This window comes from Streptomyces sp. NPDC002032 (assembly GCF_042890765.1).
GTDB lineage: Bacteria > Actinomycetota > Actinomycetes > Streptomycetales > Streptomycetaceae > Streptomyces.
Genome location: NZ_JBIASM010000006.1, coordinates 71344 through 88592 on the forward strand (window position 1 = coordinate 71344; position 17249 = coordinate 88592).

Below are 17249 nucleotides of genomic sequence, written 5' to 3' on the forward strand. Positions count from 1 at the left end.
GCTGTGCCCGTCCCCCGTTCACGCGCCCGCGTGTCAGTTCTGGTGGGCCTCGTAGTGCGCGACCGCCTCGGCGGTGCGGCCCGCGCCGTAGACCCTGAGGAACTCTGCCAGTTCCGGGTGGGTGGGGGCGAGCGAGTCCGCCGCGTCGATGATGTCCCCGGCCGCGGAGACCGACCGCAGCAGCGACTGGATCTCGCGCACGACCCGCTTGACGGTGGGGGCGCCGGAACTCGGCGTGCTCTGGCCGCTGTTGCTGAGGACGGAGCCCCCCTGGGTGTTCTTGATCTCGTCCATCCGGTCGGTGGCCTCGGCCGCGCTGACGCTTCCGTCGGCCACCTGTCCGGCGAGGTCCTGGAGGGCCTGGACCCGCTGGACCACGGCCGGGTTACCGATCTTGGCGCGCTGTCCGCTCATCAGCTGGGACAGCATCGGCGCCGACAGTCCGAGGACGGCAGCGAGGCGGGCCTGGTTGAGGCCGAGGTCATCTATGAGCCGTCGGAACAGCGCGCCGAGCGGCTCCCCGTACCAACTGCGCTGGAGTTCCCTGGCTCTGGCCGTGGCCTCTTGCTGTACTGCGTCCACTCTGACTACTCCCCTTCGCTGGTGCGAACCTCGCGAGCATCTTACGGAGCGTGGTCGCGGGGCGGGAGTCCCTATCATTTTGCGGGATGCGGGGGTACACCGGGTACTCTGTCCTGCGGAACGCCCGCTCCCGTACGGGGGAGGGCCGCATCCGGTTGTTTGGGGCCTTAGCTCAGTTGGTAGAGCGCTGCCTTTGCAAGGCAGATGTCAGGAGTTCGAATCTCCTAGGCTCCACTGTGAAAGACCCCCTGACCTGCGAAAACGCAGGTCAGGGGGTCTTTTTTTGTCGCCGTGGCCCGGCCGCGCGGCGCCCGGCCAGCACCGGCCCGGCCGCGCGGGCCGGGGCGCCGCGTGCTCCTCGGCGGCGGGGGCGGTCCCCCGGACGGCCCAGTCACGCGGCCGGGCGGCCCGCGGTGTCCGAGAGTGGGGGCAGGCACCGAGCCCAGGGGGCACCACACGCCGGAGGCGCACGTACATGGGAATCTTCGACTTCCTGAAGTCCGAGAAGCACAAGGAGCACGAGGCCGCGGACAAGGCGAAGGAGCAGGCGGAGCAGCAGGCTTCGGCAGGGCCCGCGCCCTCCGCGATGGGCGGCAAGTACACCGACGCCGCGGCGGCCACCAAGGCGGCGGCCGACCGGATGGCCGCGTCCGCACCGCCGAAGCCCCCGGTCACCGGGCCGGCTTCGCCGAGTCCCGCGTCGGCCGCGCACAAGGCCGTACCGGTGACGCCCCGGCCGCCCGCGGCCTCGGCGACCCGGCCGCCGGTCCCGCCGAAGCCCCCGGCGGCCGCCCGGCCCGCCTCGCCGAGTCCCGCGTCCGCCGCGCACAAGGCGGTGCCGGTCCCGCCCAAGCAGGCGCCCGCCGCCAAGAAGCGCACGTACACGGTGAAGCCGGGGGACTCGCTGTCCGCGATCGCCCGCCGCGAGCTGGGCAACGAGGCCCGCTGGCGCGAGCTCTACGCCATGAACCGGGGCGTCGTCGGCGCGAACCCGGACCTGATCCATCCGGGGATGGTGCTCACGCTCCCCAACTAGGGGGGTACGCCGAAGGGGCCCGGATCCAGGTGGTGGATCCGGGCCCCTTCCGCTTACCGGCCGGGAGGCGGGGTCAGAGCTGCTTGTCGCTGTCGGGGCGCGTCGGAGCGGGACCCGGCGTGCCCGCCTCGCCCTCGCGCTCCTTCTCCTCCAGCTCGTCGTCGAAGCTGGCCGGACCGGCTTCGCGCGAGGGGACCTCGGTGGCCGCCGGGGGCTCGACGAGCCAGTCCGGGTTCGACTGCCGGTCCCACCACTTCCACGCCGCGAACGCGGCGCCCGCGACGAGGCCGATGAGGGCGACGTTGCGCAGCCCCCGGCCGCAGCGGGCCCGGCGCTCGTGACGGCGTACCAGTCGGCGCACCTCCTCGGGCGTCACCTGCCCGCGCAGCGCGGCGAAGGCGGCGACCGAGCGGGAGGCGGCCTCCTCGGCGACCGGGGTGGCCACCGCGAGGGCGCTTTCGATGCGCGGCTGGGTGTACTCGGCGGCCTGGCGGGCGGCGCGGCGGGTCTGCTCCACCGCCTGGGTGGCGGCCCGGTCGACGTTCGGCGGAACGTGGGCGCGGGCGGCGACCATACGGGGATGCAGATGGGAGTCGTAGGCGGCGCGGGCCTGGAGCGACGCCTGGCCGGCCGCGTACGAGACCTTGGGCACCAGCCGCTCGTTCGCCTCGTGCGCGTAGTGCACGGCGGCGTCTCTGGCGGTTCCCGCGTACGGCGCCACCACTTCCGCTGCGTGCCTCACGGTGTCCTTGGCGCTCTCGGCGGCCAGGCGCACGCTGTCCTTGCGGGTCACGGGATCCTCCTCCTCGGTGGCGGACACAGTTCACCTTTCCACCCTTCGTCGGATCATGCCTGCCACAGGGCCGCCCGTCGCGTACGACAGGGCATACGGGTGGGGGGATTTTCTGTACGGCGCTGCCCTCCGTGGGAGGATCGGGACCGACAGTGATGACTATGGAAGGCAGACCCGTGGCCGAGAAGCTCTACGCCACCCTGAAGACGAACCACGGCGACATCGAGATCGAGCTGCTGGAGAACTTCGCGCCCAAGACCGTCCGCAACTTCGTGGAGCTGGCCACGGGCAGCCGCGAGTGGACCCGTCCCACCGACGGTCAGAAGACCACGGCACCGCTCTACGACGGCACCGTCTTCCACCGCGTCATCAGCGGCTTCATGATCCAGGGCGGCGACCCGCTCGGCAACGGCACCGGCGGCCCCGGCTACCAGTTCGCCGACGAGTTCCACCCCGACCTGGCCTTCACCAAGCCGTACCTGCTCGCCATGGCCAACGCCGGGCCGGGCACCAACGGCTCCCAGTTCTTCATCACGGTGGCGCCCACCGCCTGGCTGACCCGCAAGCACACCATCTTCGGCGAGGTCCGCGACCCGGCAAGCCAGAAGGTCGTGGACAAGATCGCCGCGGGCCCCACCAACCCGCGCACCGAGCGGCCCCTCGACGACGTGATCATCCAGTCGGTCACCGTCGAGAAGCGCTGACCGGGCGACGGGAACCTTTGCGCCCCGCCCGTCCGTCCAGGATGTGTACCTGCGCGCACCGGACCGGCGGGGCGGCTATCCTGCCCCGCCGCTGATCGAGGGGACCGATGGACACCGACCGTCTGCCGGGCTGCTACCGCCACCCGGACCGCGACACGGGCATCCGCTGCACCCGCTGTGACCGCCCGGTCTGTCCCGAGTGCAGGGTCGACGCCTCGGTCGGCTTCCAGTGCGTGGACTGCGTACGGGAGGGCTCCGGCACCGGGCACTCCCGTGCGGCCAACGCGCCGCGCACCCTCGCGGGCGGGCTCGTCGCCGCCGATCCCCAGCTCGTCACCAAGATCCTGATCGGGATCAACGCGGCGGTCTTCCTCGCCACGCTGGCCGTACCGGGGCTGGCGGTGCGCCTGGAGCTGCTCGGCCGCTACGTCGAGTACTACGGGGCCCCGCTGGAGGGGATCTCCACCGGGCAGTACCACCGGCTGCTGACCTCGGTGTTCCTGCATGTCGAGTGGTGGCACGTCTTCAGCAACATGCTGGCCCTGTGGGTGATCGGCGGTCCGCTGGAGGCCGCGCTGGGGCGGGCCCGCTACCTCGCCCTCTACCTGCTGTCGGGGCTGGGCGGCAGCGCCCTGGTCTACCTGCTGACCGCGCCGAACACCCCGACCCTCGGCGCCTCGGGCGCCATCTGCGGCCTGCTCGGCGCCACTGTGGTCCTCGCCCGCCGGCTGCAGTACGAACTGCGGCCGGTCCTGATCACGCTCGGGCTGATGCTGCTGATCACCTTCGTGCCGCTGGGCGGCAGCCTGACGGTGTCCTGGCAGGCGCACATCGGTGGTCTGGTGACCGGCGCGCTGGTGGCGCTGGGGCTCCTGGCGCCCGCCACCGGCAGCAGGCGCACCCTGGTGCAGGCGGGGACCTGCGCGGCGGTGTTCCTGCTGGCGGTGGTGCTGATCGTGGTCCGCACGTCCGAACTGTCCGCACTCACCTGATCACACCGGCGTCAACTCTCCACAGAGTTATCCACAGATCTTCTGTCTTTTCCTCAGGTGTGGATGACGCTGTGGATAACTCATGGGGAGAGCTTGCGCGGCGGCGCCGGATGCGCCCTACTTCCACTGCGTGGAGACACCGAACCCGGCCGCGATGAAGCCGAAACCGACCACGATGTTCCAGTTGCCCAGTGCCTCGACGGGCATCTGGGTATCGGTCACGTAGAAGACGACGATCCACGCGAGACCGATCAGGAACAACGCCAGCATCACCGGGGCCACCCAGCTGCGGTTCGTCAGCCTGATCGTCTGCGCCTGCTTCGCCGGCGGCGGCGTGTAGTCGTCCTTCTTGCGGATACGTGACTTCGGCACGAGGGGCTCTCCTGTCGATGCGCTGGGGACCTTGCCTGCCCCGGGCGTCCGTTAGCGTAGTGGACCTGTGGCGTTGAAGGAGAAGGGTACGTTGAGCAATTCCGACGACTCCTCCGCGGGTCCCCGTCGCCGGGCCAGACCGGTCCGGCTGCTGACGGCCGCCGTGTTCGCCCTGGCCGGCCTGATCTTCGTCACCAGTTTCAACACCTCCAAGGGTACGAACATCCGCACGGACGCCTCGCTCCTGAAGCTGTCCGACCTCATCCACGAGCGCAGCGCCAAGAACGCCGGGCTGGAAGAGAGCGCCGCGGCCGCGCGCGCCGCGGTGGACGCCCTCGCCGAGCGCGACGACGGCAGCACCAAGGCCGAGGACGCCAAGCTGGCCGCCCTGCGCGTCGCCTCGGGCACCGAGGAGCTCTCCGGCAAGGGCCTGAGCGTCACCCTCAACGACGCCCCGCCGAACGCCACCGCGCGCGTCCCGGGCGTGCCGGAGCCGCAGCCCAACGACCTGGTGATCCACCAGCAGGACCTCCAGGCCGTGGTGAACGCCCTCTGGCAGGGCGGGGCCCGGGGCATCGAGGTCATGGGCCAGCGGCTGATCGCCACCAGCGCGGTGCGCTGCGTGGGCAACACGCTGATCCTCCAGGGCCGCGTGTACTCGCCCCCGTACAAGGTGTCGGCCGTCGGCGACCCGGGCGCGCTGCGCAAGGCGCTCGCGGACTCCCCCGCCCTGCAGAACTACCAGCTGTACGTCAACGCGTACGGGCTCGGCTGGAAAGTGGACGAGGACAAGAGGCTGACACTGCCGGGCTACTCCGGCACAGTGGACCTCCACTATGCGAAGCCGCTGGAGTCCGCCGCGCCCTGACGTCGTACTGCGCCTGGTGGTACGGACGTTCAGCGAGGTGTGCCTGACGGCCGGGACGCTGATCGTGCTGTTCGTGGCGTACGTGCTGCTGTGGACCGGGGTCAAGGCCGACCGGGCCATGGAGGGCGAGCGGGACCGGCTGCACGACCGCTGGGCGGCGGCTCCGGCCGCCGCTCCGGCCCCCGCCCCCGCCCCCGCGCCTGCCCCCCGGCAGGCCGCCCCGGCCCCCGTGCCGGCCGCCTACCCGGCCGGCGGGGTCTTCGCCGAGATGTACGTCCCCCGCTTCGGCGACGACTGGAGCAAGCCCGTCCTCGAAGGCACCGGCGCCGACCTGCTCAAGAAGGGCCTGGGCCACTATCCCGGCTCGGCCCGCCCGGGCGGGGAGGGGAACTTCGCGGTGGCCGGGCACCGGCGCACCTACGGGGACCCCTTCAAGGACGTCCCCGAGCTGCGCCCCGGGGACGCCGTGATCGTGCGGGAGGCCGGCACCCTGTACACGTACACGGTCCGCGCGCGGCCGCTGCGCACCCTGCCCAACGAGACCGGGGTGGTCGACCCCGTGCCGAAGCGCTCCCCCTTCACCGCCCCCGGCAAGTACCTGACCCTGACCACCTGCGATCCGGAGTGGGGACACAGCCACCGGCTGATCGTCTGGGCCGAACTCACGGGCACCCGGCCCGTCTGACTGCCGAGGGGACCCCCTGATTGCCGAGGGGACCCCCGCCGCCGGGCCCCTGGCCTTTAGGCTGTTGCGGTACCGCTCCCGCGGTGCGCAGAGCGAGAGGGACGCGGACGGAATGTACGGCTGGATCTGGCGGCACCTGCCGGGCAACGCGTGGGTACGCGCGCTGATCTCTCTCGTACTGATCCTGGCGGTGGTGTTCGTACTGTTCCAGTACGTCTTCCCGTGGGCCGAGCCGCTGCTCCCGTTCAACGATGTGACGGTGGACGAGGGATCGGGAGCCACTCCGTGAGCGCGCGCATTCTGGTGGTCGACAACTACGACAGCTTTGTCTTCAATCTGGTCCAGTACCTCTATCAGCTCGGCGCCGAATGCGAGGTGCTGCGCAACGACCAGGTCGAGCTCGCGCACGCCCAGGACGGCTTCGACGGCGTGCTCCTCTCGCCGGGGCCGGGCACCCCGCAGGAGGCGGGCGTCTGCGTCGACATGGTCCGGCACTGCGCGGACACGGGCGTCCCGGTCTTCGGCGTCTGCCTGGGCATGCAGTCCATGGCGGTCGCCTACGGGGGCGTCGTGGGCCGGGCCCCCGAGCTGCTGCACGGCAAGACCTCACCGGTGCTCCACGAGGGCCTCGGCGTCTTCGCCGGACTGCCCTCGCCGTTCACCGCGACCCGCTACCACTCGCTCGCCGCCGAACCGCAGACCCTGCCGGACGCGCTGGAGGTCACCGCGCGGACCGAGGACGGGATCATCATGGGGCTGCGGCACCGGGAGCACGACGTCGAGGGCGTGCAGTTCCACCCCGAGTCGGTGCTGACCGAGTGGGGCCACCGGATGCTCGCGAACTGGCTCGTGCGCTGCGGTGACGCCGGCGCCGTCGAGCGGTCGGTGGGGCTGGCCCCGGTGGTGGGCAAGGCCGTCGCGTGACGACGGTCGCGCCGTCCGCGCCCAGCGAGGGCCGGGCCGCGCGGCGCAGGGCGGCCCAGGAGGCCGCGAAGCGCTCGCACGCGCGGGCACGCAAACGGGGCGGACGGGGACGGCGGCGCGCCCGCCCGCGCTCGGGCGGTCCGGTGGTGGTCCTCAGCCGGGCGGCCGGTGAGCTGTTCATCACCGTCGGCGTGGTGATGCTGCTGTTCGTCACCTACCAGCTCTGGTACACCAACGTGCTCGCGGAGCGCACCGCGAACGGGGCCGCCGGCTCCCTGCGGCAGACCTGGGAACAGGTGCCGGGGGCGGGGGCGGGGGCCGGGGCGTCGGCCGCGCCGCCGGTGGCCGCCTTCGAGCCGGGACAGGGCTTCGCGATCCTGTACATCCCCAAGCTGGACCTGAAGGTCCCGGTGGCGGAGGGGATCAGCAAGGCGAAGGTGCTGGACCGGGGGATGGCCGGGCACTACGGCGAGGGGGCGCTGAAGACGGCCATGCCGGCCGACAAGCAGGGCAACTTCGCGGTCGCCGGACACCGCAACACCCACGGCGAACCGTTCCGCTACATCAACAAGCTGGTCCCGGGGGATCCCATCGTGGTGGAGACGCGGGACGCGTACTACACGTACGAGATGACCTCGGCGCTCCCCCAGACCTCCCCGGCGAACGTCTCGGTGATCAAGCCGGTCCCCGAGGGATCCGGATTCACCGGACCCGGCCGGTACATCACGCTGACGACCTGCACCCCCGAATTCACGAGCACCTACCGGATGATCGTATGGGGCAGGATGATCGACGAACGCCCGCGCAGCCAGGGCGCCCCGCCCGCGCTGACCAGCCCGTAAGGACGACCCGCAGTGTCTCGTGCCCGCCGCCGCTCCGCACCGCCGCCCGCCGATCGCAGTGTGATCGCCGGGTTCCTGAGCCTGCTGGGCGAGCTCCTGATCACGGTGGGCCTGATCCTCGGCCTGTTCGTGGCGTACTCGCTGTGGTGGACCAACGTCCTCGCGGACCGGCAGGCCTCGGCCCGCGGCGACCAGGTCCGGCGGCAGTGGCAGGCGGCCCCCGCCCCGGCCGCGAACGCCCCGGTCCAGCCGGGCGCCCTCGACACCGGGGACGGCATCGGCTTCCTGCACGTGCCGTCGATGAAGAACGGTGAGGTGCTGGTCAAGCCGGGCACCGCGCCGGACGTGCTGAACGACGGCGTCGCCGGCTATTACACGGAACCGGTCAAAGCGGCGCTGCCCTGGGACGACAAGGGCAATTTCGCCCTCGCCGCGCACCGGGACGGGCACGGGGCGAAGTTCCACAACATCGACAAGGTGAAGACCGGCGACCCGATCGTCTTCGAGACCCGGGACACCTGGTACGTGTACAAGGTCTTCGCCGAGCTGCGCCAGACCTCGAAGTACAACGTGGACGTGATCAACCCCGTCCCGAAGGAGTCGGGGAAGACCGGTCCGGGCCGTTTCATCACCCTGACGACCTGCACCCCGGTCTACACCTCGAAGTACCGCTACATCGTCTGGGGCGAGCTGGTGCGGACGGAGAAGGTCGACGGCAAGCGCACCCTGCCGACGGAGCTGCGCTGAACCTTCCCCCGGCCCGTTGTTTCACGTGAAACGGCCCGGCCCCCTCATGAACGAGGGGGCCGGGCCGTTTCACGTGAAACAACGCCGCTGCGTCGGCTGCGTCGGCGCCGTCAGCGGCCGCCGGTCAGGCCGCCGAACCAGCCGCCGCCCTGCTGCTGCCCGCCCTGGCCGCCCTGCCCGCTGTTCGGCACGGTCTGGACGTTGATGACGGTTCCGGCGGGCTGCGGGGTGCCCGCCGCCGGGGTGGAGCCGAGCACCTGGGCGTTGTCGTCGGTCGGGCCCGACAGGACCGAGCCGAACACCAGGCCCGCGCGCTTGAGGTCGTCCTTGGCCTGGGCGACGGTCCGCCCCGTCAGCAGCGGCACCGCGGTCGGAGCGGCGCTCGCCTTGGCGATGCTCACGTTGACCGCGGTGTCCTTGGCCAGCTCGGTGCCGGGCGCGTACTGCTGCGCGACGATCGTCTTCGGCGGGGCTCCGGGGGAGTCGACCTCCGTGGTGCTGCCCAGCTTGAGCTTCACCGCCTGGAGGGCCTTGACGGCGTCCTCCTTCGACAGGCCGCTGAGGTCCGGGACGGTGCCCTTGGAGACTTCCTTGGCGACGTTGAGCGTGACCACCGAACCCTGCTCGGCCTGGGTGCCGCTCTTGGGGTTCTGCTCGATGACGGTGCCGGGGGTGGCGTTCTCGGACTCGACCAGCTTCTTCTCGACCTGGAACTTCTTGGCCTTGAGCGCCGATTCGGCGTCCGCGTAGCTCAGCCGGACCACGTCGAGCACCGGCACCTTGGGGGCGCCCGTGGAGACCTTGACCTTGACCGTGCTGCCCTTGTCGACCTTGGTGTCGGGAGCCTGGTCCTGCGAGCAGACATTGCCCTTGGGCTGGTCCGCGCAGGGTTCCTCGGCCGCCTTCTCCACCACGAGCCCCGCGTTCTTGCCGCTCTCCTGTGCCGAGGCGAAGGTCAGGCCGACGAACTTGGGCACGGCGGGGCGGTTGTCCACGGTCTCGTCGAAGAGGGTGCGGCCGATCAGGATCGCGCCGACGAGGACGAGGACGCCGGCGAGGACCAGCAGGATCGTCGAGGCCCGGCTCTTCTTCTGCTGGCGGCGGCCGTGCCCCTGGTCGTAGCCGCCGGAGCCCTGGTCCCCGTACCCGTATCCGCCGTCGCCCCCGGGGGGCATCGGCGGGAGCATCGAGGTCTGGCCCGCGTCGGGGGAGCGCAGGGACGTGGTGGCCTGGTCGTGGCCGGAGTGCCCGTAGCCGCCCTGGTCGGGGTAGCCGTAGCCGGCCGCGCCCATGGAGGCGGTGGCCGTGACGGGCTGGCCGTCGAGGCAGGCCTCGATGTCGGCCCGCATCTCGTCGGCGGACTGGTAGCGGTAGTCGGGGTCCTTGACCAGGGCCTTGAGGACGATGGCGTCCATCACGGGCGTGATCTCGGGGTCGAAGTTCGAAGGCGGCTGCGGTTCTTCGCGCACGTGCTGGTAGGCGACGGCCACGGGAGAGTCGCCGACGAACGGCGGCCGCACGCAGAGCAGCTCGTAGAGCAGGCAGCCGGCGGAGTACAGGTCGGAGCGCGCGTCGACCTGCTCGCCCTTGGCCTGCTCCGGGGAGAGGTACTGGGCGGTGCCGATCACGGCGGCCGTCTGCGTCATCGTCATGCCGGAGTCGCCCATGGCGCGGGCGATGCCGAAGTCCATGACCTTGACCTGTCCGGTCCGGGTCAGCATGACGTTGGCGGGCTTGATGTCACGGTGCACGATGCCGGCGCGGTGGGAGTACTCCAGCGCCTGGAGGATGCCGATGCACATTTCGAGGGTGCGCTCGGGCAGCAGCTTGCGGCCGGAGTGCAGCAGCTCGCGCAGGGTCGAGCCGTCGACGTACTCCATCACGATGTACGGGATGGAGATGTTGTCGACGTAGTCCTCGCCGGTGTCGTACACGGCGACGATCGCCGGGTGGTTCAGCGACGCGGCCGACTGGGCCTCGCGGCGGAACCGGGCCTGGAAGGACGGGTCGCGGGCGAGGTCGGCACGCAGGGTCTTGACGGCGACGGTACGGCCGAGCCGGGTGTCGTGACCGAGGTACACCTCGGCCATGCCACCACGGCCGAGCACGTGGCTCAGCTCGTACCGGCCGCCGAGGCGACGCGGCTCTTCCATAACGTTTGCAGCCCTCTCCGTCAGTCCCGACCGCACCCGTGTGTGGTCCGGCGGTGTGCTGTTCGCGGCAAGGCTACCGGCCGATCGTCAGTGATCGGTTCGTGACCACAGGCTGATATCGGACCGGTACCGAGCGCTCGGACCCTGTCGGCGGTTCTCATCCCTTGCTCTTCAGAACGGCTTCCATGACGGCCCTGGCGACCGGGGCCGCCAGGCCGCCACCGGTGATGTCCTCGCGGTCGGCGGCGCTGTCCTCGATGACGACGGCCACGGCGACCGGGGAGGTTCCGTCGGCGTTCTCGGCGTAGGAGATGAACCAGGCGTAGGGGCGCTTCGCGTTCTTCTCGCCGTGCTGGGCGGTGCCGGTCTTGCCGCCGACGGTGACGTTCTTGATCTTGGCGGTGGTGCCGGTGCCGTTCTCGACGACGTTGACCATCATCTGCTGGATCTTCTGCGCGTTCGCGGCGGAGAGCGGGCGGCTCATCTCGGACGGCTCGTGCTTCTCGACCGTGTCGAGGTTGGGCGCCGTCAGCTGGTCGACCATGTACGGCTTCATCAGCTTGCCGTCGTTCGCGATGGCCGCGGTGACCATGGCCATCTGGAGAGGGGTGGCGGCGGTGTTGAACTGGCCGATGGAGCTCTGGGCGTTGCCGTCCCTGCCCATGGTCTTGTCGTAGACGCTCGCGAAGGCGCGGACCGGGGTGTCGATCTTGTCGTTGTTGAAGCCGAACTTCTGGGCGGTCTCGACCATCTTGTCGCGGCCGACCTTGTCGCCCACGTTCGCGAAGACCGAGTTGCAGGAGACCTGGAGGGCGAAGTTCAGCGTCGCCTTCTCGCAGCCGCTCGCGTGGTTGACCATCGGCGTCTTCGTGCCCGGCAGGATGTACGGCTCGGGTGTGTCCGTAGGGGCGTTGATGTCGGTCACCACGCCGTTCTCCAGCGCGGCGGCGGCCGTGACCACCTTGAACGTGGAGCCCGGCGGGTAGGTCTCGCGCAGGGCGCGGTTGACGAGGTTCTTGTCCTCGTTGTCCTTCAGCGAGACCCAGGCCTTCTCGTCGGCCTTCGAGTTGCCGGCGAAGGCGGACGGGTCGTACGAGGGGGTGCTGACCAGGGCCAGGATGGCGCCCGTGCGCGGGTCGATCGCGGCGACGGCGCCCTTCTTGGAGCCGAGCTTCTCGTACGCGGCCTTCTGGGCGGCGGCGTTCAGGGTGGTGACGACGTTGCCGCCCTGCTTCTTCTCGCCGGTGAACATGCCGATGGTGCGGTCGAAGAAGAGCCGGTCGTCGTTGCCGGTGAGGATGCCGTCGTCGAGGGATTCCAGCTGGGTGGAGCCGAAGGCCTGCGAGGCGTAGCCGGTGACGGGCGCCCACAGCGGCCCGTCGGTGTACGTCCGCTTGTACTTGTAGTCGCTGCCGTCGGTCACGGCGGAGCCGGTGACGGGCTGGCCCTCGACGATGATGTTGCCGCGCTCGGTGGCGTACTGGGCGATCTGGACCCGGCGGTTCTCCTTGCGCGTGCTGAGGTCCTCGGCCTGCACGTACTGCAGCCAGTTGGTCCGGATCAGCAGCGCGAGGACGAGCAGCCCGCAGAACAGCGAGATGCGGCGCAGGGGCTTGTTCATGACGGGCGGACCACCTGGGTCATCTCGGAGTCGGGGGACGGGGCGGGGGCCGGGGCAGGTCGGCGTGCGGTGTCGCTGATCCGGATGAGGATGGCGATGAGGACCCAGTTCGCGAGGACGGAGGAACCGCCGGAGGCGAGGAAGGGCATGGTCATGCCGGTGAGGGGGATGAGGCCCATGACTCCGCCGGCGACGACGAAGATCTGCAGGGCGAAGGCGCCGGAGAGCCCGATGGCGAAGAGCTTGCCGAAGGGGTCGCGGGCGGCGAGGGCGGTGCGGACGCCCCGCTCGATGATCAGCCCGTAGAGCAGGAGGAAGGCCATGACGCCGGTGAGGCCGAGCTCCTCGCCGACGGTCGAGAAGATGAAGTCGGAGTTGGCGGCGAAGCCGATCAGGTCGGAGTTGCCCTGGCCCCAGCCGGTGCCGAGCACACCGCCGGAACCGAAGCTCATGATCGACTGGCCGACCTGCTCGCAGGCGCCGGACGTGGTGTAGCAGGCGAAGGGGTCGAGCCAGGCGGTGACGCGGACCTTGACGTGGCTGGCGAAGGTGCCGACCACCACGGCGCCGCCGACCGACATCAGCAGGCCGATGACGATCCAGCTGGTGCGCTCGGTGGCCACGTACAGCATGATCACGAACATGCCGAAGAAGAGCAGCGAGGTGCCGAGGTCGTTCTCGAAGACGAGGACGAGGAGGCTGACCGCCCAGATCATCAGGATCGGGCCGAGGTCGCGGCCGCGCGGCAGGTAGAGACCCATGAAACGGCGGCTGGCGAGGGCCAGGGCGTCGCGCTTCACCATCAGGTAGCCGGCGAAGAAGATGGCGATGACGATCTTCGCGAACTCGCCGGGCTGGATGGAGAAGCCGCCGACGCTGATCCAGATCTTCGCGCCGAAGACGTCCGCGCCCAGACCCGGAACCACGGGCAGGATCAGCAGGACCAGCGCACCGGCCATGGAGATGTACGTGAACCGCTGGAGCACGCGGTGGTCCTTGAGGACCAGCAGCACGACCGCGAACAGGGCGATGGCCAGCCCCGTGTACATCATCTGGCGCGGCGCGGACTCGGAGAAGACGCCGAAGCTGCGCTTGGCGAGGGTCCGCAGCCGCTCGGACTGGTCGAGCCGCCAGATCAGGACGACGCCGAGGCCGTTGAGCAGGGTGGCGATGGGCAGCAGCAGCGGGTCGGCGTACTTGGCGTAGCGCCGTACGACGAGGTGGCCGATGCCCGCGAGGACGGCGAAGCCCAGTCCGTAGAGGAACATGCCCGGGGGCAGCTTGCCGTGGATCGCCAGACCCACGTTGGCGTAGGCGAAGATCGGGATGACCACGGCGAAGGCGAGCAGCAGGAGCTCGGTGTTCCGCCGGCTCGGCGCCTCGATGGCGCCGATGGTGGTCGTGTTGGTGACAACGCTCATGGTGTGGCAGGCCCCCTGTGCCCGCGTATGTCTACTGCTTTTCGCACTGGCCGACGAGAGCTTGCTCCGCGGGAGTCAGGCTGGGGCCGGGCGTCTGGTTGTTCTGGGCTTCCGCGGCGCGGCGGGCTTCGTCCTTCTTGCAGGCGGAGACCTGGTTGCCGAGATCGTCGATCTTCTTGCGGGCCCCGTCGACGCTGCTTTCGCTGATGGTGGCCTCGACCTGCTTGCGCTTGAAGCTCGGCAGGTACTTCAGTTCGATGTCGGGGTGGTCCGTGTCCACCTGCGAGAGGTGGATCCAGGCCAGGTTCTGACTGATGCCGCGGTACAGGGCTACGTGGTCACCCTTGACGCCGACGTAGTACTGGCTCTGCGTCCAGCGGTGCCCGGCGTACAGGCCGCCGCCGACGACGCCCGCGACGAGCAGCAGGAGCAGCGTGCGCGTGGTCCACTTGCGCCCTTTGCTGCGCCGCCTGCGGGGGTGGTCGTAGGTGTCCTCGTACCCGGCGTCGGCCTCGTAGCCGTCGGCTTCGCCGAAGCTGCCGTACGCGCCGCCGCCGCCCTTGCCCTGCTCCGCGTAGCCGTAGCCGGAGGCCTCGCCGCTGCCGGGGGGACCGAAGGAGCCCGCGGGAGGTGCGGACTGGCGGCCGAGCCCGGAGGCGCGGCCGGCCGGGGTCTGCATGGCGTTGCCGTCGAAGAGCTGGTGCTGGTTCTCGGCGACCGCGCCGATGACGACCGGGGTGTCGTTCAGCTGGGCGGCGAGGGTGTCGCCGCTGTCGGTGTCGAGGACGTCCGCGACGATGCAGGTGATGTTGTCCGGGCCGCCGCCGCGCAGCGCCAGCTGGATCAGCGTCTGCACGGTCTCGTGCGGGCCGTGGTAGTCGGCGAGGGTCTCTTCCAGGGTCTGGTGGGAGACGACGCCGGAGAGCCCGTCGGAGCAGATCAGGTAGCGGTCGCCGGCCCGGACCTCGCGGATCGAGAGGTCGGGCTCCACGATGTCGCCGCTGCCGAGCGCCCTCATCAGGAGCGAGCGCTGCGGGTGGGTGGTGGCTTCCTCTTCGGTGATCCGGCCCTCGTCGACGAGCCGCTGCACCCAGGTGTGGTCCTGCGTGATCTGGGTGAGGACGCCGTCGCGGAGCAGGTAGGCGCGGGAGTCGCCGACGTGGACGAGTCCGAGCCGCTGGCCGGTCCACAGGAGGGCGGTGAGCGTGGTGCCCATGCCCTCCAGCTGGGGGTCCTCCTCGACCATCACGCGCAGCTGGTCGTTGGCGCGCTGCACGGCGGTGGCGAGCGCCGTGAGGATGTCGGAGCCCGGGACGTCGTCGTCGAGCTGCACGAGGGAGGAGATGACCTCGGAGCTGGCGACCTCGCCGGCCGCCTGCCCGCCCATGCCGTCGGCGACGGCGAGGAGCCGGGGGCCGGCGTAGCCGGAGTCCTCGTTGCCCTCGCGGATCATCCCCTTGTGCGATCCGGCGGCGAACCGCAGGGACAGACTCATGCGCACCTGCCCTGTCGACGATGCCTCGGGGTACAACCGGTCTCGAGCCACACTGCCCACCCTCCGGTCGGGAGCGCGCTCGGGTCCGTGTCCCCGGTGGGACGGACCGCCGCGGCTCGCTCGCTCCGCTCGCTCATTCTCGTACTACTTCCGCAGCTCGATGACGGTCTTGCCGATGCGGATCGGGGCGCCCGGCGGAATGGGCGTCGGGGTGGTCAGCCGGGTCCGGTCGAGATACGTGCCGTTCGTGGACCCGAGATCCTCGACGATCCACTGGCCGTCACGGTCGGGATAGATCCTGGCATGCCTGCTGGAGGCGTAGTCGTCGTCCAGCACGATCGTCGAATCGTGGGCGCGGCCCAGCGTGATCGTCTGGCCGGCGAGGGCCACCGTGGTTCCCGTGAGGGTGCCCTCGGAGACGACCAGCTTGGTCGGCGCCCCACGGCGCTGGCGCTGCTGGGGCGGCGCGGACTGCCGCCCCGTCTGCTGCGGAGCGCTGGGCGCGCCGCCGCGGCGGGAGCCGCGCTGCGTGACTCTCGTTCCGAAGAGGTCGCTGCGGATGACCTGAACGGCCACGATGACGAACAGCCACAGAACGGCCAGGAAACCCAACCGCATGACCGTCAGGGTCAGCTCTGACATTGCCCCCGCTTCACCCTTCGGCTTGCCGGTAAATGATGGTGGTGCTGCCCACGACGATCCGCGAGCCGTCGCGGAGCGTAGCGCGGGTGGTGTGCTGCCCGTCCACCACGATGCCGTTGGTGGACCCGAGATCCTGGATCGTCGGGGGTGTTCCGGTCCGGATCTCACAGTGCCGGCGCGATACGCCGGGGTCGTCGATCCGCACATCGGCCTCGGTGCTTCGGCCGAGTACGAGCGTGGGGCGCGAGATCTGGTGGCGGGTGCCGTTGATCTCGATCCAGCGGCGCGTGGTGCCCGGGGCGCCGGGAGGTACGGGTGCACCGCCCGGGCGTCCGCCCTGGCCGCCCTGGCCACCGGGTCCGCCCGGGGGCGGTCCGGAGGGCATGGGCGGGGCGGCCACCGGCGGGTAGCCGTAACCGCCCGGCTGCGGTCCCTGAGGGGACTGCGGGCCGTCCTGGGAGGTGCTGGAGGCGAGGGTGCGACTGCGGACCCGGTACAGGCCGGTGTCCAGGTCGTCCGCCTTCTCCAGGTGGACCTTGATGGGGCCCATGAAGCTGTAGCGCTGCTGCTTGGCGTAGTCGCGGACGAGGCCCGCGAGCTCGTCGCCGAGCTGGCCGGAGTAAGGGCTGAGGCGTTCGTAGTCACCCGTGCTGAGCTCGACGATGAAGTCGTTGGGCACGACCGTCCGCTCGCGGTTCCAGATGGTGGCGTTGTTGTCGCACTCCCGCTGGAGGGCGCCGGCGATCTCCACCGGCTGGACCTCGGACTTGAACACCTTGGCGAAGGTGCCGTTCACCAGACCTTCGAGTCGCTGCTCGAACCGCTTCAGAACTCCCATGGGGCACCTCCTCCGTCGTTGTCGCCCTGTACTGCTTACTGATCGTATCCACGCGTGGCGGATTCGGCTGGTTCCCCTTCGGTCCCGTGTGCAGGAGTGTTGGTCCTCACAAGGGATCGTAGGGGTGCTCCCGAACAGTGTCCCGCACCCGGAGGCGACTGCGGGAGGGGCCGCCCCGGCAGCCGTGAGGGTGCCCCGGGAAAGGGATGTGAATCCACCCCGGATGACGTGCTAATCTTTCGTTCGTCGCCAGGGGAACGGCCCGCAAGGGAAGTCCACTGGAGAGCTACTCGGGCGAGTGGCGGAACGGCAGACGCGCTGGCTTCAGGTGCCAGTGTCCTTCGGGACGTGGGGGTTCAAATCCCCCCTCGCCCACAGAAGAAGAACCCCCGCTCCGGAGAAATCCGGGGCGGGGGTTCTTCGTTGTACCCGGGTCCGTGCGCGCGTGCGCCGGAGCCCGGCCGCCCGGCGACTTTCGTCGGGCGGGGCGCGACGAAAGAGGGCGGGCGGCCCCGGGCGCGGGTGTCTAGGGTC

17 protein-coding genes, 2 tRNA genes and 1 pseudogene are annotated in these 17249 nt (G+C 70.5%); 11 read left to right on the forward strand and 9 right to left on the reverse strand.

The features are described from left to right. Positions 1–33 precede the first annotated feature (33 nt). The gene (locus ACFYYT_RS16265) at positions 34–582 is read right to left on the reverse strand and encodes a DNA-binding protein (RefSeq protein ID WP_351830837.1); all 549 of its coding nucleotides are present in this window, start codon (positions 580–582) and stop codon (positions 34–36) included. A 161-nt stretch (positions 583–743) separates the two neighbouring features. On the opposite strand from ACFYYT_RS16265, the gene ACFYYT_RS16270 reads away from it, so the two are divergent. Then, positions 744–816 (forward strand) — tRNA-Ala (locus ACFYYT_RS16270). A gap of 241 nt (positions 817–1057) precedes the next feature. Next, positions 1058–1618 (forward strand): LysM peptidoglycan-binding domain-containing protein, encoded by a 561-nt coding sequence (locus tag ACFYYT_RS16275; RefSeq protein WP_351830835.1) that lies wholly within the window; start codon positions 1058–1060, stop codon positions 1616–1618. Between the two features lie 73 nt (positions 1619–1691). Here the strand turns inward: ACFYYT_RS16275 and ACFYYT_RS16280 are convergent, their stop codons facing one another. Then, a complete protein-coding gene (locus ACFYYT_RS16280) occupies positions 1692–2411 on the reverse strand; it encodes a DUF5324 family protein (RefSeq protein ID WP_351830833.1) in 720 nt (239 codons plus the stop codon). 176 nt (positions 2412–2587) lie between these two features. Here ACFYYT_RS16280 and ACFYYT_RS16285 point away from each other — a divergent pair, with 176 nt between their 5' ends. Together ACFYYT_RS16285 and ACFYYT_RS16290 are read left to right on the forward strand one after the other, a co-directional pair. Continuing rightward, a complete protein-coding gene (locus tag ACFYYT_RS16285) occupies positions 2588–3115 on the forward strand; it encodes a peptidylprolyl isomerase (protein WP_351830846.1) in 528 nt (175 codons plus the stop codon). A gap of 107 nt (positions 3116–3222) precedes the next feature. Continuing rightward, positions 3223–4107, forward strand: coding sequence for a rhomboid family intramembrane serine protease (locus ACFYYT_RS16290; RefSeq protein WP_351830830.1), 885 nt, complete (start codon positions 3223–3225; stop codon positions 4105–4107). A 117-nt stretch (positions 4108–4224) separates the two neighbouring features. Here the strand turns inward: ACFYYT_RS16290 and crgA are convergent, their stop codons facing one another. Then, on the reverse strand, positions 4225–4479 hold the full coding sequence (gene crgA, locus ACFYYT_RS16295; protein ID WP_266575696.1) for a cell division protein CrgA: 255 nt from the start codon (positions 4477–4479) through the stop codon (positions 4225–4227). Between the two features lie 91 nt (positions 4480–4570). Here crgA and ACFYYT_RS16300 point away from each other — a divergent pair, with 91 nt between their 5' ends. The 6 genes and pseudogenes from ACFYYT_RS16300 to ACFYYT_RS16325 all read left to right on the forward strand — a co-directional run bounded on the left by ACFYYT_RS16300 (position 4571) and on the right by ACFYYT_RS16325 (position 8545). Next, positions 4571–5347: a DUF881 domain-containing protein gene (locus tag ACFYYT_RS16300; RefSeq protein ID WP_351830826.1), complete on the forward strand. Its 777-nt coding sequence runs from the start codon at positions 4571–4573 to the stop codon at positions 5345–5347. Further along, entirely contained in the window at positions 5316–6032 is a 717-nt protein-coding gene (locus ACFYYT_RS16305) for a class E sortase (protein ID WP_351830824.1), read from the forward strand. The genes ACFYYT_RS16300 and ACFYYT_RS16305 overlap by 32 nt, the downstream gene beginning before the upstream one ends. Before the next feature lie 112 nt (positions 6033–6144). Further along, positions 6145–6321 (forward strand): hypothetical protein, encoded by a 177-nt coding sequence (locus ACFYYT_RS16310; protein ID WP_030225149.1) that lies wholly within the window; start codon positions 6145–6147, stop codon positions 6319–6321. Continuing rightward, the gene (locus ACFYYT_RS16315; RefSeq protein ID WP_351830821.1) at positions 6318–6956 is read left to right on the forward strand and encodes an aminodeoxychorismate/anthranilate synthase component II; all 639 of its coding nucleotides are present in this window, start codon (positions 6318–6320) and stop codon (positions 6954–6956) included. Before ACFYYT_RS16310 ends, ACFYYT_RS16315 begins: the two co-directional genes overlap by 4 nt. Positions 6957–7102: 146 nt before the next feature. Beyond that, positions 7103–7798 (forward strand): annotated as a pseudogene (locus tag ACFYYT_RS16320) (class E sortase); the annotation flags it as partial. A gap of 12 nt (positions 7799–7810) precedes the next feature. After that, on the forward strand, positions 7811–8545 hold the full coding sequence (locus ACFYYT_RS16325) for a class E sortase (protein ID WP_351830818.1): 735 nt from the start codon (positions 7811–7813) through the stop codon (positions 8543–8545). A 110-nt stretch (positions 8546–8655) separates the two neighbouring features. Here ACFYYT_RS16325 and pknB read toward each other — a convergent pair whose 3' ends face one another. The 6 genes from pknB to ACFYYT_RS16355 all read right to left on the reverse strand — a co-directional run bounded on the left by pknB (position 8656) and on the right by ACFYYT_RS16355 (position 16715). Then, positions 8656–10698, reverse strand: coding sequence for a Stk1 family PASTA domain-containing Ser/Thr kinase (pknB, locus tag ACFYYT_RS16330; RefSeq protein ID WP_351826644.1), 2043 nt, complete (start codon positions 10696–10698; stop codon positions 8656–8658). A 157-nt stretch (positions 10699–10855) separates the two neighbouring features. Further along, positions 10856–12319, reverse strand: coding sequence for a penicillin-binding protein 2 (locus ACFYYT_RS16335; protein WP_351826643.1), 1464 nt, complete (start codon positions 12317–12319; stop codon positions 10856–10858). Continuing rightward, positions 12316–13740 carry an FtsW/RodA/SpoVE family cell cycle protein gene (locus ACFYYT_RS16340; RefSeq protein ID WP_351826642.1) on the reverse strand — a complete coding sequence of 475 codons (1425 nt, stop codon included), beginning with the start codon at positions 13738–13740 and terminating at the stop codon, positions 12316–12318. The genes ACFYYT_RS16335 and ACFYYT_RS16340 overlap by 4 nt, the downstream gene beginning before the upstream one ends. 31 nt (positions 13741–13771) lie before the next feature. Then, positions 13772–15235: a PP2C family serine/threonine-protein phosphatase gene (locus tag ACFYYT_RS16345; protein ID WP_351826641.1), complete on the reverse strand. Its 1464-nt coding sequence runs from the start codon at positions 15233–15235 to the stop codon at positions 13772–13774. Between the two features lie 144 nt (positions 15236–15379). Then, a complete protein-coding gene (locus ACFYYT_RS16350; protein ID WP_351826640.1) occupies positions 15380–15877 on the reverse strand; it encodes an FHA domain-containing protein in 498 nt (165 codons plus the stop codon). Between the two features lie 10 nt (positions 15878–15887). Beyond that, positions 15888–16715: a DUF3662 and FHA domain-containing protein gene (locus tag ACFYYT_RS16355; RefSeq protein ID WP_351826639.1), complete on the reverse strand. Its 828-nt coding sequence runs from the start codon at positions 16713–16715 to the stop codon at positions 15888–15890. 292 nt (positions 16716–17007) lie between these two features. On the opposite strand from ACFYYT_RS16355, the gene ACFYYT_RS16360 reads away from it, so the two are divergent. Next, positions 17008–17090 (forward strand) — tRNA-Leu (locus tag ACFYYT_RS16360). Positions 17091–17249 lie beyond the last annotated feature (159 nt).

Excerpts from the sequence above, each read along its gene's own strand:
- ACFYYT_RS16335 (WP_351826643.1), bottom strand. The coding sequence starts at position 12,319 with ATGAACAAGCCCCTGCGCCGCATCTCGCTGTTCTGCGGGCTGCTCGTC.
- pknB (WP_351826644.1), bottom strand. The coding sequence starts at position 10,698 with ATGGAAGAGCCGCGTCGCCTCGGCGGCCGGTACGAGCTGAGCCACGTG.
- ACFYYT_RS16290 (WP_351830830.1), top strand. The coding sequence starts at position 3,223 with ATGGACACCGACCGTCTGCCGGGCTGCTACCGCCACCCGGACCGCGAC.
- ACFYYT_RS16340 (WP_351826642.1), bottom strand. The coding sequence starts at position 13,740 with ATGAGCGTTGTCACCAACACGACCACCATCGGCGCCATCGAGGCGCCG.
- ACFYYT_RS16275 (WP_351830835.1), top strand. The coding sequence starts at position 1,058 with ATGGGAATCTTCGACTTCCTGAAGTCCGAGAAGCACAAGGAGCACGAG.
- ACFYYT_RS16305 (WP_351830824.1), top strand. The coding sequence starts at position 5,316 with ATGCGAAGCCGCTGGAGTCCGCCGCGCCCTGACGTCGTACTGCGCCTG.
- ACFYYT_RS16345 (WP_351826641.1), bottom strand. The coding sequence starts at position 15,235 with ATGAGTCTGTCCCTGCGGTTCGCCGCCGGATCGCACAAGGGGATGATC.
- ACFYYT_RS16355 (WP_351826639.1), bottom strand. The coding sequence starts at position 16,715 with ATGGGAGTTCTGAAGCGGTTCGAGCAGCGACTCGAAGGTCTGGTGAAC.
- ACFYYT_RS16310 (WP_030225149.1), top strand. The coding sequence starts at position 6,145 with ATGTACGGCTGGATCTGGCGGCACCTGCCGGGCAACGCGTGGGTACGC.
- ACFYYT_RS16350 (WP_351826640.1), bottom strand. The coding sequence starts at position 15,877 with ATGTCAGAGCTGACCCTGACGGTCATGCGGTTGGGTTTCCTGGCCGTT.